Genomic DNA, 15,651 nt, shown 5'->3' on the forward strand with positions numbered 1-15,651 from the left:
GATGTGCCTTGGCATCCCCGGCCGCGTCGTCGCCGTCTCCGAGGACGAGCGCGGGCCGCTGACCGGGACCGTCGACTTCGACGGGATACGGCGGACGGTGTGCCTGGCCTACACCCCGGAGGCCGGGATCGGTGACTACGTGATCGTGCACGTCGGCTTCGCCATCAGCCAGGTCGACGAGGCCGAAGCGGCGAAGACACTCGCCGTGCTCCGCGCGATCCCCGACGCCCTCGCCACCGAACTCGGCCCGGACGCGGAGGTCCGCTCGTGAAGTATCTCGACGAATACCGCGATCCCGTGCTCGCCCGGCGGCTCCTCGCCGAACTGAACGGCACCGCCACCCGGCCGTGGGCGATCATGGAGGTCTGCGGCGGACAGACGCATACCTTGGTGCGCCAGGGAATCGACGAACTGCTCCCGGCCGGGGTACGGATGATCCACGGTCCCGGCTGCCCGGTCTGCGTGACCCCGCTGGAGATCATCGACAAGGCGGTCGCCATCGCCTCCCGGCCCGGCGTCATCTTCACCAGCTACGGCGACATGCTCCGCGTCCCCGGAACACACGGCGACCTCCTCGGGGTGAAGGCGAGGGGCGGCGACGTCCGGGTCGTCTACAGCCCACTCGACGCGGTGCGCGTCGCCGCCGACAACCCCGGCCGCGAAGTGGTGTTCTTCGCCGTCGGCTTCGAGACCACCGCCCCGGCCAACGCGATGGCCGTCCTGCACGCCGCGGACACCGGCGTGGCGAACTTCTCCGTGCTGGTCAGCCATGTGCTGGTGCCACCGGCGATCACCGCGATCCTGGACGCGCCCGACAACCAGGTGCAGGCCTTCCTCGCCGCCGGACACGTCTGCGCGGTGATGGGCTGGACCGAATACGAACCCATCGCCGCGCGCTACCGGGTCCCCATCGTGGTCACCGGATTCGAACCGCTCGATCTGCTGGAAGGCATCGTGATGGCGGTGCGGCAGCTCGAAGAGGGCCGCGCGGAGGTCGAGAATCAGTACGCCAGGGCGGTCAAACGCACCGGCAACGCCCCGGCGCGGGACGCGGTCCGCCGGGTCTTCCAGGTCACCGGGCGGACCTGGCGCGGTATCGGTCCCATCCCGGCCAGCGGGCTCGCGCTGGCCCCCGAATTCGCCGGGCACGACGCCGAACGCCGGTTCGCCGTCGAGGACGTGCGGGCCACCGAACACCCGGACTGCATCGCCGGGGCGATCCTGCGCGGTACCGCGCTGCCCACCGACTGCGCCGCCTACGGCACCCGCTGCACGCCGCGCCGCCCGCTGGGCGCCCCGATGGTCTCCACCGAGGGGACCTGCGCCGCGTTCCACCACGCCGGAAGACGGCGTTCGGCACCCACTCCGTCCACTGTGGAGGTACCCCGATGACGACGATCGACCCGCTGCGCGCCACCTGTCCCGCACCCCGGGCCGAAACGGAGCGTGTCCTGCTCGGCCACGGCTCCGGCGGCAGGCTGATGGCGGAACTGCTGGCCGAGGTGATCGCCCCCGAACTCGACACGCCCGGACCGCTGGAGGACGCCGCCGTCGTCGGCCTCGGCGACACCGACGTGGTGTTCAGCACCGACGGCTTCGTCGTCACCCCGAGGTTCTTCCCCGGCGGCGACATCGGCTCGCTCGCGGTCTACGGCACGGTGAACGACCTCGCCATGCGCGGCGCGCGCCCGGTCGCGCTCTCCCTGGCCTATCTGCTGGAGGAAGGCTTCCCGATGGCGGAACTGCGGGCCATCACCGCCTCGGTGGCCGAGGCCGCGCGGGCCTGCGGGATCCCGGTCGTCACCGGTGACACCAAGGTCGTCGGGCGGGGAGCCGCCGACGGGGTCTACCTCACCACCACCGGGATCGGGGTGCGGCTGCCGGACGCCTGGCCGTCCGCGTCCGCCGGTGTCCCCGGTGACGTGGTGCTGGTGTCCGGTCCGATCGGGGCACACGGGACGGCGATCCTGAGCGCGCGCGAGGACCTCGGGTTCGAAACCGCCATCACCTCCGACAGCCGTCCGCTGCACGGGCTGGTCGCCGCGATGATCGGCGCGGGCGGGGCGGATGTCCACACGCTGCGCGACGCCACCCGCGGCGGCCTGGCGAGCGCGCTCAACGAACTGGCCGAGGCGTCGCGGGTCGGCGTGGAGATCATCGAGGCGGACGTGCCGGTACCGGCCCAGGTGGCGTCGGCCTGCGAACTGCTCGGGCTCGATCCCCTGCACGTGGCCAACGAAGGCTGTTTGGTGGCGTTCGTCGCGCCGCGGTCCGCCGACGCCGTCCTCGCGGCCATGCGCGACGATCCGGCGGGGCGGGAGGCCCGGGTGATCGGGCACGTGACGGGCGACCCCGGCCGGGTGACCGCCCGCACCCTGGTCGGCGCGAGCCGGATCGTCGACATGCTGGTCGGGGAACAGCTCCCCAGGATCTGCTGACCCGGAGGAACTGGACGTCTTCATCGGCCGAGTGGCCGCCGAGCCGCAAAGAAAGGTTCCGCTCTCATGAAGAGATCATGGTGGGTCGCCTCGGTGGCCGGAGTGCTGGTGGTCGCCGTCGCGGCGGTCCTGATCGCCTGGAAACTCTCCGGCGAGCCGGACGGATCCGGGCCTGGCCCGGCCACCACCGCCACGTCGGAGAAGACCGCCGCGCCGGAACGGCGAGCGGTGCTGGCCGTCAAGATCGACAACGTGGCGGCGGCGCGGCCGCAGACCGGGCTGAGCGCCGCCGACCTCGTCTACGTCGAGCCCGTCGAGGGCGGACTGACCAGGCTGCTGGCGCTGTACTGGAACCGGCCGCCGACGGTCATCGGCCCCGTGCGCAGCGCGCGGGCCACCGACCTCACGCTGCTCACGCAGTACGGAAAACCCACCCTCGCGTACTCGGGCGCGGCACCGGAACTCCTGCCGTCACTGCACTCGGCCTCACTGGTGAACGGCTCACCGGCCGAGTCCCCGAACGCCTATTTCCGCGACGACGGACGTCCGTCGCCGCACAACCTCTACCTGCACCCGGAACAGGTACCCGACAGTGAGCCCGTTCCGGTGAACGCGCTTCCCGAGGCCGGACCCGCACCGGAGGCCGGCGCACCGGCCTCCGCCGCGACGATCCGGTTCCCCGCGGCGTCCTTCGCCTTCACCTGGTCGGCACAGGCCGGAAGGTGGCTCATCAGCCTCGACGGTTCGCCGCTGACGTCCACCGGGGCCGGCCAGGTCGGCACCGCGACGGTCGTGGAACAGCGGGTCGCCGTCCGGCTGGGCGAACGCGGCGAGACCGGAACGGTCCCCAACTCCCCCATCGCGCGGACGATCGGCGGTGGCCAGGCGACGGTCTGGCGCGACGGGAAACGGTTCCCGGCGGTCTGGGAACGCGCGAACGAGCAGGCGCCGACCCGCTTCCGCACGACGTCCGGGCAGCCTCTTCCGGTCGCCGACGGTCCTTTGTGGATTCTGCTCGTCCCGGCCTGACGCCGCCGCACGACCTCATTCCGGGAGCCGTAACCCTTGGCCAGGGTTGAGCAGGTTCTTCGGCGAGTACCGCGCCTTCGCCTCGGCGAGGAGGGGCCAGGAGGAGCCGAAGTGTTCCCGCCACTCCGCGGTGGACCTGGGTACCGCGGTCGACGGATAGGCTTTACCGCCGAGCGCGCTCACCTTGCGGTAGAGATCCACGTTGAGCCCCACCAGCCGGGCGTTGTGCAGCGGATCGACCGGGGAACCGGTACGCAACAAGGAAAAGAGCCAGACCAGTTCGCCGTCGGGCACCTTGAACAGCGGTGTCTTCAGCCGGTCGGCCCGCACGGGATAAAGCAGGATCAGCCCCAGTGCCCCCAATTCGGCTTCGCCGGTGGCGGCGAGTGTTCCGGTCACGACCTGCTCGACCGCGCTGTCCGGAAGGAAGGTGTCGATCCACGGATGCGGATGGAACCAGCTGCCTTCCGCGCGGAGCAGCGTCTCGGCCTCCGCCACGCGATTCAGGAAGTCGAAGTAGGTGGTGTCCGAGGTTTCGGCGTCCAGGAAGCTCAGTGAGTTCAGGAGCGTCTCCTCGTCGGGGGAAGCGGGTGGCGTGTAGTAGGCCACCGCCTCGATCATGTACCGCCAGGTGCCCTCGACGGGAAGGGGCTGGCCCTCCACATAGTCGAACCGGCCGTCCCGGACGACCTCACGCTGGTCCGCCAGGAACGCGGACAGGGAGTCGTAGTAGAGCTTCCAGCGCCGTGCCCGTGCCGGAGCAGGCACCAGCCGCAGGCAGGCTCGTGTGATCACCCCGCACTGGCCCAGCCCGCCGAGCATGGCATCGAACAACTCCCGGTCGTCGTCGCGGGAACAGGTGACCACGTCACCGGTCCCGGTGACCACTTCCAGTTCCACCACCGTGTCGGTCTGCACGCCGTGGTGGTGCGCGGCACCGCCCACGCCGCCGATCACCAGCGTGCCGCCGACGGTCACGTCCAGGTAGTCGGTGAGGACCGGAGGTGTCAGCCCCCGCGGGAGGGTCACGTCGAGGACGTCGCGCCAGCGGGCTCCCGCGTCGACGGAAACCACCTCACCCGTGACCGTGCGCCGAGGCGGCAGGGAGGTCATGTCCAGCACGATCCCGCCGGGGGCCTGGCCCTGGCCGTACGGCGAGTGCCCGGCGCCCCGGGCGGCGACCGGGATGTCCCGCGCGACGGCGAACCGGAGCACCGCGGCGACATCGATGACCGACGCGGGCCGCACGACCAGCCTGGGCCTGGCGTGCACCAGATCTCCCCAGTCGTTTCCGGCCCGGTCGAGGGCCGCGTCATCGGTCAGTATCTCTCCCGTGATGGCGGGCAAGATCTCGTCGCTCATCCCCGCACGCTAGCGGAGATTCCTCCGCGGACTCCCCGGCGTGGTGAGCGACAAACCACGTGCGACTCACCGCTCGATAAGATCGAGAGGAGAGACGGAGGTGCGAAATGACGGATGAACAACTCCTCATCGAATTCGCGCTGACCCGGATGGATCATCCCGACCTCGATCTCGAGGAGGTGGCCACGCTGACCGTCCGCCGCCTCGGCGAAGACCGGATGCTGGACTTCGCCGGGCACACCCTCGTCAGCCGCGGCGAACTCCGCGGGGCCGTGTTCCCGGCAGCGGTCGAGCACGTGCTCCGGGTCGTCCTGACCCTGCGCGGCCCGGACGACTAGCCCTGTCCCCGAGACCTGTCCAGCTGTCCGCCGACGGCGAAAGCGCGGGCGGAAGACCATGCCACCGGTCATGATCGCGGCATGACGAACCTGAAGTTCAGCGGCGAGGTCGCCGGGTTCTACCGGCGCTACCGCCGCGGCTACCCGGAGGCCGTCCTCGACGCACTGGTCACCGAATTCGGGCTCACCACCGAAGACACGGTGCTGGACCTCGGCTGCGGGACCGGTCAGCTGACCCTGCCGCTCGCCGCCAGGACGCGGGCGGTCGTCGGCATGGACCCGGAGCCCGACATGCTGGCGCAGGCCAGGAACGCGGCCGCCGGGGTCGCGAACGTGCTCTGGCTGGTCGGCGCGGACAGTGACGTCCGCGCGCTGGAACTGGTGCTGGGCGCGGAGAAGCTCGGCGCGGTGACCATCGGGCAGGCGCTGCACTGGATGGACCACGAGACCCTGTTCCCCGCGCTGCACTCCATGCTGCGGCCGGGTGGCGGCGTCGCGGTGGTCACCAACGGCGCCCCGATGTGGCTGCACGACACCCCGTGGTCGAACGCGCTCCGCGAATACCTCTCCGGTTGGCTGGGGAAGCCGCTTGTCCGCACCTGGGGCGCCGAGCAGGAGGAGCAGGACCGCTACCGCGCGAGTCTGGCGGCGGCCGGGTTCACGACCGGGGAAACGGACGTCGAGTACGAGGACGAGATCGACCTCGAACACCTCGTCGGCGCGGTGTACTCCGCGATGCCGGAGGATCTGCTGCCGAAACCGGACGAGCGCGCGGGGTTCGAGGAACGGCTCAGCGTGGCCGTGTCACCGTACGCCCCGTTCGTCGAGCCGGTGCGGGTGCGCGTGGTGAGCGGCCGGAAGGGCGCGACCTCGGTCTGAGCCCGCCTACCGTGCCGGGCCACAGCGCTCGATCGCGCCGAACAGGATCTCGCAGGCGATTTCGACCTCCTCGGCGGTCACGGTGAGCGGGGGCATCAGCCGGATCACGCTGTCGTCGCGGCCGCCGAGTTCGACGATCAGTCCTTGCCGCAACGCGTCCGCCTGCACGTCGCGGGCGTAGCCGCCCGCCGGGCGGCCGTCGCGCGGATCACTCAGCTCGATCCCCCACATCAGGCCGAGGCCGCGCACCTCACGGACCCAGACGTGATCGCGCAAGGTGGCGAGCCGTTGTTCGAGCTGCCGCCCACGCTGCCGGACGTTGCCCAGCACGTCGTCGCGCCGCACGATGTGGACGGCCGCCGCGCCCGCGGCGAACGCGGCCTGGTTGCCCCGGAACGTGCCGGTGTGCGCACCGGGCGCCCAGCCGTCCAGGCGCCGGTCGTAGAGGATCACCGCCACCGGAAGTCCCACTCCGCTCAGCGCCTTCGAGGCGATGATCACGTCCGGTTCGATGCCGTACCGCTCGAACGCGAACCAGGTCCCGGTGCGGCCGCAGCCGGTCTGTACCTCGTCGACGACGAGCGGGATGTCCAGCTCCGCGGTCAGCGCGCGGACACGCCGTACGAAGTCCCGGGTCGCCGGGATGATCCCGCCCTCGCCTTGCACCAGCTCCAGGATCACCGCGGCGGGAAGCGGGATGCCGCCGTTGGGGTCCCGCAGCGAACGCTCCAGCAAGCTCACGCAGTTGGTCTCGCAGGTGTCCGGAGAGAGGCCCACCGGACACCGGGCGCAGTAGGAGTACGGGAAGAAGTGCACCCCGGGCACACCGTTGGCGATCGGCCGTTTCTGCGCGACGAGACCGGTCAGCGCCATCGCGGCGTGGCTGGAGCCGTGGAACCCGCCCTGGAAGGACACCAGGTCACCACGGCCGGTGGCGGTCTTGCAGAGTTTGATCGCGGCGTCCACCGCGTTGGCCCCGCCGGGGCCGCAGAAGTGCATACGCATCCGCGAGCGCAGCTCCGGCGGCAGCATGGACAGCTGAGCGTCGACGAACTCGCGTTTCGCCGGGGTCGGGAAGTCCAGTCCGTGGGTGAGCACGTGCAGTTGTTCGCCTGCCGCGTGCACCAGTTCGGGATGATTGTGCCCGAGGGAGAGCACCCCCGCGCCCGCCAGGAAGTCGAGGAAGACGTTCCCGTCCATGTCCCACAGATAACTTCCCTGCCCGCCCGCGATCGCGATGGGCAGGTGGCGCGGATACGCTCGCGCGCTGGATTCCCACTGTCGCTGGTGTTCGAGGTACTCGGCCGAGCGCGGGCCGGGCAGTGCGCCCTCGACGCGAGGCGCCGGTACCGGCCTCGCCGTGGGGGTGTGCGTCATGGCAGCCTCCTGGTCGTGGTGATCTCTCGTGTCGTACCGAACTCGACCGCCGGATTGGCGTGCCAGCGGGTTCCGCCGGGCACCGCGGTGCCCTTCATCACGAACGCGTCCGCCTCGGCGATCGACGCCTCCGCCATCGTCACTCCATAGTGGACGAAGGCGCCGGTGCCGAGGGTGCATCCCGCGCCGATGGTGATGCGGTCGGATTTGAACGTGCCGTCCTCGAGCGAATGCCCCTGCACGACGGTGTGCTGGTTGAGCACGCAGTCGTCGCCGATGCTCACCAAGGACCGTTCCGGGACCGCGCACCCGTCGTCGAAGACGCGGCGGCCGATCCGGACGCCGAGACAGCGCAGCAGGAAGGGCTTGAACGGCGTCCCGCTGAACAACGCGAGATAGCGGGCGGGACTGAGCTTCCAGAACCGTTCGTGCCGCCAGAACACCGGATCGTAGATCGAGCAGAACCGGGGCCGCAGCGCCCGGAAACCCTGTACGGCGAGTTCCGCCAGCATGAGGTACGCGACCGAGAACACCAGCGACGCCACGATGCCGCCGCCGACGGCGAGCGAGCCGGACCGTTCGTGCAGGACACCGGCCGCGGTGCCGATCAGCAGGACGCCGAGCAGATGCAGCCAGTGCACCAGCAGGTAGAGGAGGATCGTGGCGGTGTTGTGGCGGTTCTTCGCTCGCAGGCCCCGGCGCAGGGCTTCCCCGGTCCCGAGGTGCTCGAACCCGGTGTCCCGGCGGACGGTTCTGGGGATTTCGAACGCGGGCGACCCGAGCAGCCCGACGTTCTCCCGGACCGGCCCGTCCAGCGGGACGAGGACCTTGGTGGCCAGCAGGCAGTTCCGGCCGATCCGCGCACCCGGCGGATAGGCGATCTCGTTGCCCAGGAACGCCTGCGGCGCGACGGAGGTCCTGCGCAACCGGAACGACGAGGCGGAGAAGTCCGCGTTGAGCAGCGAAAGGCCGTCCGAGACCATCGTCCCGGTGCCGACCGTGCTGAGGAACGGGGTCTCGTGTTTGACCTCGACCCCGAAGTTGGAGCCCGTCTGCTGGATCGTCGACAGGTCGTACCCCAGCGCACGCAGGTAGTGGACGATGTAACTGCTGTCACCGAACAGATAGGTGAAAGCCCGCAGGTTGGTCAGCCGGGCGACCAGCCGCTGGAGCGCGAAATGCCTGCCGTAGAGCGGATACACCTTTTCCGGCCGGAGGAACAGCCCGAGCAGGCGGGGGATGGTGAGGACGACCGCCAGTCCGGCGAGCAAGGCGCCGAAGTACAGCAGCGCCGAATCGGCGATCTGGCCGCGGTAGAACTCCCAGCTCGTGAAGTCCGCCGTCGTCGTGAACCAGCGATCGGCGAACATGCCCGCCCCGCCCATCGTCACGGGCAGCGTCACCAGCAGCAGGAGCAACAGACTGGACGAGCAGTAGACGAACGGCCTGAGCCTGCTCCGCGCTCCCGTGGCCAGCGCCCGGTAGTCCACAGTGGATGGTCGCGCGGGCGATCCGTGCCAGCGTTCCCCGCCGGGGACCGTCTGCCCGGTGTTCAGGGACGACGAATGGCCGAGCTGCGCGTCGTCGCCGAGTGCCGTGCCGATGTCGAGCACGGTCATTTCACCGACGAAGGCGTTGGCGCCGAGGGTGACCCGGCCGGTCTGGATCCGGCCTGCCCTGGCCCGGTAGCACGAGAAGTAGGCGTCCTTCCGGATGACCGCCCCGGCGCCGACGCGGAGCAGGTCGGTGCAGACCGGCGGATTCCGGGACAGGATCATCGCGCCTTCGCCGATGTCCGCACCGAGTGCCCGCAGGTACCACGAGTAGAGCGGCGTGCCGACGAACAGCATCAGCGGACTGAACCGGATCAGCGTCTTGACCGTCCAGAACCGCAGGTAGCCGAAACTCCACAACGGGATCTCCCCCGGTTTCCACCGGCCGACGATCACCCACTTCGCCAGGACCGGCACCACGGAGAGAACGACGAAGACGACGAGCCCGAGTCCGACAGCGCGTGCGTAGCTCTCGGCGAAGCTTGTCGCGGCGTCGATCCAGGCGAATCCCGTGTCGAGGATCCAGCCCGAACCGGCGGCGTAGGCGAGGAAGGCCAGGAGCTGGAACGCTCCACAAAGGACATACGCCGCGGTGGACGCCCGGCGCGGTTTCTCGGCACGAGCGACCGTGACCGGGCCGGCGGTGGAAACCGACTCCGCGAGACCGCGGACCGTGGGGTTGAGGTAGACGTCCCTCGCCGAGAGCGGCCCGACGTCCCCGCGCTCGCGGACCAGGCCACAGAACTTGGCCAGCAGCAGGGAATCGGCGCCGTAGTCGTCGAAGAAATGCGCCGTCGCGGAGATCCGCTCGATCCCGAGTACCCGGCTCAACGCCTCCGCCAGGTTGGTTTCGGTCTCGGTGGCCGGCGCCACGTACTCGATATCGTTCCCCGCTCGTCGCGGGCCGCTGGGCGCCGGCAGATGCTTGCGATCGGCTTTGCCCGCCGGGGTCAGCGGGACGCGGTCGAGCCGTTCGAGATAGGCGGGCACCATGTAGCCCGGCAGCAGTTCCGCCAGGCGGCGACGCAGGTCCGCGGGGTCGAGGTCCGCCTTGTCGCGGCGCAGGCTGTAGTAGGCGACGAGTTCGGTCGTGCCGGGTTCCGGCTGGTGGGTCTCGACCACCGCCTGGGCGATCCCCGGTATCCGCAGCAGGATCGATTCGATCTCGGTGAGTTCGACCCGGTAGCCGCGGATCTTCACCTGCGTATCGGCGCGGCCGTGGTACTCGATCTCCCCGTCCGGGGTGATCCGGCCCAGGTCGCCGGTGCGGTAGATGCGGCGGGACGGGTTGTCGCCGATACCGAGGAAGTCCGGGATGAACGCGCGCTCGGTCAGGTCGGGCCGGTTCAGGTAGCCCCCGGCGAGACCGATCCCGGCGATGCCGATCTCCCCCGGTTCACCGGCGGCCAGCGCCCTGGGCTCGTCCGGATCGAGGATGACGACCGAATAGGTGGGCAGGGGTACCCCGATGGTCACCGGCCGGTCCGGGCGCAGCACCGACCACGTCGCGGTGACAGTGGCCTCCGTCGGGCCGTAGACGTTCAGGAATCGCCTGTCCGCGCGGTGCCAACGGCGCACGAGGTCTTCGGGGCACGCTTCACCGGACACCAGGAGGAAGCGCAGCAGGGGCAGATCTTCGTCGAGGCTGGCCAGCAAGGTCGGGACACAGCACAACGCGGTGACCCGGTTGTCCCGCAGGAATTCGAGCAGGTCGTGGCCGACGAGGGCGGCACCGCCGGGTTTCGGCACGAGCGTCGCGCCGCTCAGCAACGGGACCCAGATCTCCTCGACCGAGAAGTCGAACGCGATCGTCATGCCCTGGTAGACCCGGTCGGTGCCCTGGACGCCGTAGACGTCGGCGGCGACCCGGACGAAGTTGCAGATCGAGGCGTGGTCGATCGTCACCCCTTTCGGGCGGCCGGTCGAGCCGGAGGTGTAGACGACGTAACAGAGTTCGTCCGCCGGTGTGCCTTTCTCGGCCTCGCTGAGCCGTCCGCCCGGCAGCGCGGCGATCCGGTCGGAGTCCTCGTCGAGGCAGATCACGCCGACGCCGTCCGGCCCGATCCGGTCGCGTAAGGCGGAATTCGACACCACCAGGCGGACGCCGGCGTCCTGGACGATCCAGGCGAGCCGGTCGTCCGGGAACCCCGCGTCCAGCGGCACATACGCCGCGTTGACCTTGAGCACGGCCAGCATCGCGACGTAGGGATGGACCGGTTCGTCGAACAACAGCCCGATCCGGTCGCCGGGCCGCACCCCGTGCGCTCGCAGATGCCGGGCGAGCCGGTTGGCCCGCTCGTCCAACCCGTCGAAGGTGAGCCTCGTGCCCCCGGCGTCCACCGCGAGACGAGCGCCGAGACCGTCGGCACGCAGCCGGTCGCAGAGCCGCTCGTACAACTGCTCCAGCCGGTCGCCGACGCTCCAGCGAATCCCCTGTTCGTGGCCGTCACACGTGAGGACCAGGCCATCGGCGGTGAACTGACCCGACGGCTGCCCGTACGGGCTCATCGCGCGTCCTCCGCCAAGCCGAACGAGTCGTGCAGGGCGCGGACGGTCGTGTCGACGGCGTCCGCGGGGATCACGGCGGTGAGGCGCGACTGCGACGTCGTCATCGACGGCACCGTGACCCGGCGGCCGGCGAGGATCCGCAGCAGCTCCGGCAGGAAGCCGGGCGGATCGAGCAACGCGGTGCCGACCACCGACACGGAGCCGAGTTCCTCCAGAACCGTGGAGCGAGCCTCCAGCTCCATCGCGAGTGCGCCGATCGGCGGGCCGAGCGGCTCCGAACCGCGGACGGTGAACCGCAGCTCACCGGGATCGGGCCAGCTCAGGTTCTCGGGTCTCACCCCGCTGCCCGCCAGTGTCGCGAGCACGCGGGCGTACTGGTCCGGGCCGGAGGGCGAGACCTGGACCCGGACCAGTCGCACGTCGCGTTCGTGCGCGATTCCGATGACGCGGGGAGTTCCCTCCAGCGAGGCCTCTCCCGCCGCGACGACGGTGGAGGGACCGGACTCCGAGGAATGCGCCACCCGCACCGCCACCCCGTGACGGCGCGCTAGCTCGACGGAGCGGGGATGCAGCACGCGGGCACCGAGCCCGGCGAGTTCGACCATGGTGTCGTAGGAGACCGTCCGGACCGGCCGGGTGTCCGGGACGATCCTGGGGTCGGCCGTGCGCACCCCGTGGACGTCGGTGAGGATCTCGCATTCGGCGCCGCCGAGCGCGGCCGCGAGCGCCACCGCGGTGGTGTCGGAACCGCCCCTGCCCAGCGTCAGCAGTTCGCCGTCGGCGTCCCGTCCCTGGAACCCGGCGACCACCACGACCTGCGCGGAGCGCAGCCAGGCGACGATCTTGCCTGGATCGACCCCCACGATGGCCGCCGCTCCCGGTTCACCGCTCACCTCGATCCCCGCCTGGTCGCCGGACAGCGAGACGGCTTCGATCCCGCGCTCGGTCAGCGCCATGGCGAGCACCGCCGCGGAGACCTGTTCCCCGGTGGCCATCAGCTGGTCGAGCTCCCGTGGAGCGGGTGGTTCGGCGAACTCCCCGGCCAAGGCGATCAGCCGGTCGGTGGTGTCCCCCATCGCCGACACGACCAGGACCATCCGCGTTCCCGCCGCGGCGATCCCGGCCACCTCCTCGGCCACGTCGTTCACCATTCCCGGCGTGGCCAGCGACGAGCCACCGTATTTTCGTATGACCAGCCCCTCGCTGCGCGCCTTCGGTAAAGGTCGGTGCATGCTGACATCGAGACTCGGGGAAGAATTCACCATTTTCCTTAGTAGATCGACACGCCGGCCGTTTTCGCATTCGGACAATCAGCCCGTCGCAAATCACCGCGATCACGGCCGGACATACGACGGGGCGCGGAACCTCTTGCCGGGCAAGGCGTCCTCATGAGGCGACAGGTTTGAAAAGTAGTGCGGGCGAGTTTCCACTGGTACCTCCATAAGCACGAAAGACCGGTCGTCCGTTCCTCGCAGGCCATAACCCTGCGACAGCGGGCGATGTTATAGCTGCAAACAGCCGAGTTCGTAGGAAGTAGGTCAGAAGAATGACAAATTCACAGTCATTTCGAAATCCGAGGAAACGAGTGCGTGACAAAACGGAACTAATTACCGCACACGCCGGAATTTACGAGATCCTTTTACCTGTCCGGAAACCGTCAAAGGAGCCAGGATGCACCGAAGGTCGAAACCCGGCATTTCTTCCCGGAGTACGTAAAGAGGACACGGTGCTTTGTCACGCCGGGGCGTCGGCCTGAAGCGGCCGGCTGTCCATTATGGACGCCGGCCGCCACCGTGGCGGGTTCGCGGGCGGCCTGGAGCCCTGCGACAGCGGGATCCGGTGGTCCCGCGCGGTCGTGACGACGGTCAGGCCGTGGCCGGACCGGCGGCTTTGGCCGCCCGCTCGATTTCCGCCCGCCGCCGCTCCCAGAACGCCGCGTCCTCACCCCTCCGGGTCATGCCCGCCTCATCCATCTCGACCCGGCCGTCCAGGTGTTCGCGCAGGATGTCGGCGTGCCCGGCGTGCCGGTTGGTCTCGGTGAGAATATGGACCATGACGTTGAACAGCTTCACGTCAGGACGCGGCCACCAGGGCACGTGACCGGGCGAGTCGATGGCGAGGGCGTCGATGGTCGCGTCGGAGTGTTCGCAGACGCGCCGGTAGCGGCTGATGATCTCTTCGCGCGTTTCGTGTTCGGTCGCCCACAGGTCGGCACCGCGCTGTCCGGGATCGTCCCACCGGGGAGCGGGCTCGGGGAAGGGCCGGCCGAAGACCTCGCCGAAGTACCGGGACTCCCACAGTGACAGGTGCTTGACCAGACCGAGAAGGTTGGTGCCGGTCGAGGTCAAGGGACGACGGATGTCGTACTCGGACAGCCCGTCGAGCTTCCGGATCATCGCCTCACGGATCTCCCGGAGGTCGCCGTGCAGGTACTCCTTCGCGAAATCATCGATCATGCTCACGAGCATGCCCCAATTCGCCCGACGGACGCGGCGACTTCCGCGGACTGGATGGGGCATCGGCTCCGCACGGCCACCACCCTGCGGAAGCACTGCGGCTGCCCTTTGCCCGCGGCGGCGTGTCATGAAAGGTCCCCATAGGACGAATTTCGTCCTATGGGGACCCCTCATGACATCGGAAGGTGTGCGCGGACCCGACCGGTCCCGGCACCTGAAGCGGCACCGGCAGGCGACAGCAACTGCGGCAGACATCCCCGGCCAGCAACGACATCGTGCCCAGACCGCAGGCCTCGGCACACTCCAGCGCGTACCGGACGCTGGCCAGCTCCTCGCCCGACGGACGCGGCTCCTCGACGTATTCCAGGTCGGCCAGACAAGTAATCTTCAGCGGACAGCGGACAGCGGACAGCGGGAGCAGGGAGAGTGATCGTGGCCAGCCACTTCGAGGCGATCGGTATCGGCATCGCCGGCCAGGAGGAGTTCGAGGAGAAGGTGATCTCCCTGATCAGCGAGGGCACGGCCCGGCAGATCACGAAGAAGGTCACCGAGCATGTCTGGACCGATCCCTCTGGCGCCCGGCTGATCGCCCAGGTCCGCGGCGGCAAGCTCGACTTCCTCCTGCCGTGCCTGGCGGGCACGGCGCCCGCGGTACCGGTGCGCGACGTTCGGCTCGTCGATGCCGAGACCGCGATGCTCGAACTCCTCGACGGCGTCGACGGGGAGCTGGTCTGTCCCATCGCGGTGGAGCTGGAAGACCGAGCGGTCCTCGCCCACTCCGGCGGACGGCTCGAGACCGGCTCCCTGGTGCTGTCGGCTCTCGCCGAAGAGGTCACCGTGCACGCCGATGCCGAGGCCTATGACGCTTCGCAGGACGACGACGAACTGAAGTTCGCCCCCGACCACTTCATCCCCTCCGGGGCTTTCCCGCTCGAAGAATCGTCGCGCGACTGGACGCCCTCCGCCCACGCGCTGTTCGCCGGAGAGGTCATCGAGGTCGAGACCCCCGTGAACACCGTGACCGGCACCGCGTTCCACCGAATCCGGGTCCGCACCATCGCCGCGATCGAACTTGACGTCGCTGTCGCGACCACCGGCCTCGAGCGACCACCCGCGCGCGGCAACATCGTGAGCGGGACCTTCTTCCTGACCGGAAGACTGGGACTCCAGCCGGCCGACCCCGCGGAAAACGCGGTGAAACGGCGTCGCTGGTTCCGACGGTAAGCCCGGCCACAGACCTTGCGTGGCGAGGTCTGGCTCCCGAACACCGAGGGGTTGTGACAACTTAATCAGATGTGTCACACTCCAGGGGTCCGGACCACCTGTTCGGGCATTGGGGCACAACTGGATTTGGGGGCTTCGATGAAATCTCGGACCGCGAAGATCATGCTCGCCGCAACACTGGCGAGCGTCGGGCTGTCCATCGCCGTAGCGCCACCGGCATCCGCGGCCCCTCCGCCCTATTGCAGGGCATCGCAGGACGGAAACGGGGCCAAGGCCTACTGTTACACGTCTGCACGGGGCACGCAGTTCCGGGCGGTGGCCCGCTGCAAGTACCAGACCCCGACCGGCAGCTACGACTACTCGAACTTCTACAGCGCCTGGCAAAGGCAAGGAGATCCCAACGAAGCCATCGCCCCTTGTGGCCCAATGCCGCTAAGTTAAGCGTGAAAAATACATTCCTCTTGTTGGTGGATTCGGCCCGCGTGTC

General features: G+C 69.5%; 12 protein-coding genes. 7 read left to right on the top strand and 5 right to left on the bottom strand.

Features of this window, described 5'->3' with window-relative positions:
* The first annotated feature begins 1 nt into the window (after position 1).
* From L324_RS10100 to L324_RS10115, 4 genes are all read left to right on the top strand, one after another.
* The gene (locus L324_RS10100) at positions 2–271 is read left to right on the top strand and encodes a HypC/HybG/HupF family hydrogenase formation chaperone (RefSeq protein WP_037305883.1); all 270 of its coding nucleotides are present in this window, start codon (positions 2–4) and stop codon (positions 269–271) included.
* The gene (gene hypD, locus L324_RS10105; protein ID WP_037305884.1) at positions 268–1,392 is read left to right on the top strand and encodes a hydrogenase formation protein HypD; all 1,125 of its coding nucleotides are present in this window, start codon (positions 268–270) and stop codon (positions 1,390–1,392) included. Before L324_RS10100 ends, hypD begins: the two co-directional genes overlap by 4 nt.
* Positions 1,389–2,438, top strand: a complete 1,050-nt coding sequence (gene hypE / locus L324_RS10110; protein ID WP_037305885.1) for a hydrogenase expression/formation protein HypE — start codon at positions 1,389–1,391, stop codon at positions 2,436–2,438. The genes hypD and hypE overlap by 4 nt, the downstream gene beginning before the upstream one ends.
* A 66-nt stretch (positions 2,439–2,504) precedes the next feature.
* Positions 2,505–3,467, top strand: a complete 963-nt coding sequence (locus tag L324_RS10115; RefSeq protein ID WP_037305887.1) for a DUF3048 domain-containing protein — start codon at positions 2,505–2,507, stop codon at positions 3,465–3,467.
* Between the two features lie 15 nt (positions 3,468–3,482).
* On the opposite strand, the gene L324_RS10120 is transcribed toward L324_RS10115, so the two are convergent.
* On the bottom strand, positions 3,483–4,829 hold the full coding sequence (locus tag L324_RS10120; protein WP_037305892.1) for an FAD-binding protein: 1,347 nt from the start codon (positions 4,827–4,829) through the stop codon (positions 3,483–3,485).
* Between the two features lie 107 nt (positions 4,830–4,936).
* On the opposite strand from L324_RS10120, the gene L324_RS10125 reads away from it, so the two are divergent.
* Together L324_RS10125 and L324_RS10130 are read left to right on the top strand one after the other, a co-directional pair.
* Complete coding sequence (locus L324_RS10125; protein WP_037305894.1) at positions 4,937–5,167, top strand: hypothetical protein; 231 nt, start codon at positions 4,937–4,939, stop codon at positions 5,165–5,167.
* 81 nt (positions 5,168–5,248) lie between these two features.
* A complete protein-coding gene (locus tag L324_RS10130; protein ID WP_037305895.1) occupies positions 5,249–6,046 on the top strand; it encodes a class I SAM-dependent methyltransferase in 798 nt (265 codons plus the stop codon).
* A 6-nt stretch (positions 6,047–6,052) separates the two neighbouring features.
* Here L324_RS10130 and L324_RS10135 read toward each other — a convergent pair whose 3' ends face one another.
* The 4 genes from L324_RS10135 to L324_RS10150 form a co-directional block, all read right to left on the bottom strand.
* Complete coding sequence (locus L324_RS10135; protein ID WP_037305897.1) at positions 6,053–7,423, bottom strand: aspartate aminotransferase family protein; 1,371 nt, start codon at positions 7,421–7,423, stop codon at positions 6,053–6,055.
* Complete coding sequence (locus tag L324_RS10140; protein ID WP_037305900.1) at positions 7,420–11,484, bottom strand: Pls/PosA family non-ribosomal peptide synthetase; 4,065 nt, start codon at positions 11,482–11,484, stop codon at positions 7,420–7,422. Before L324_RS10140 ends, L324_RS10135 begins: the two co-directional genes overlap by 4 nt.
* A complete protein-coding gene (locus L324_RS10145; protein ID WP_081736275.1) occupies positions 11,481–12,749 on the bottom strand; it encodes an aspartate kinase in 1,269 nt (422 codons plus the stop codon). Before L324_RS10145 ends, L324_RS10140 begins: the two co-directional genes overlap by 4 nt.
* A 600-nt stretch (positions 12,750–13,349) precedes the next feature.
* Entirely contained in the window at positions 13,350–13,940 is a 591-nt protein-coding gene (locus L324_RS10150; RefSeq protein WP_037305967.1) for a DinB family protein, read from the bottom strand.
* A 432-nt stretch (positions 13,941–14,372) separates the two neighbouring features.
* Between L324_RS10150 and L324_RS10155 the strand changes: the two genes are divergently transcribed.
* Positions 14,373–15,164 carry a hypothetical protein gene (locus tag L324_RS10155; RefSeq protein WP_037305968.1) on the top strand — a complete coding sequence of 264 codons (792 nt, stop codon included), beginning with the start codon at positions 14,373–14,375 and terminating at the stop codon, positions 15,162–15,164.
* Positions 15,165–15,651: the final 487 nt, after the last annotated feature.

The sequence above is a fragment of the Amycolatopsis orientalis DSM 40040 = KCTC 9412 genome, assembly GCF_000478275.1.
In the GTDB taxonomy this organism is placed as follows: Bacteria; Actinomycetota; Actinomycetes; order Mycobacteriales; family Pseudonocardiaceae; genus Amycolatopsis; species Amycolatopsis orientalis.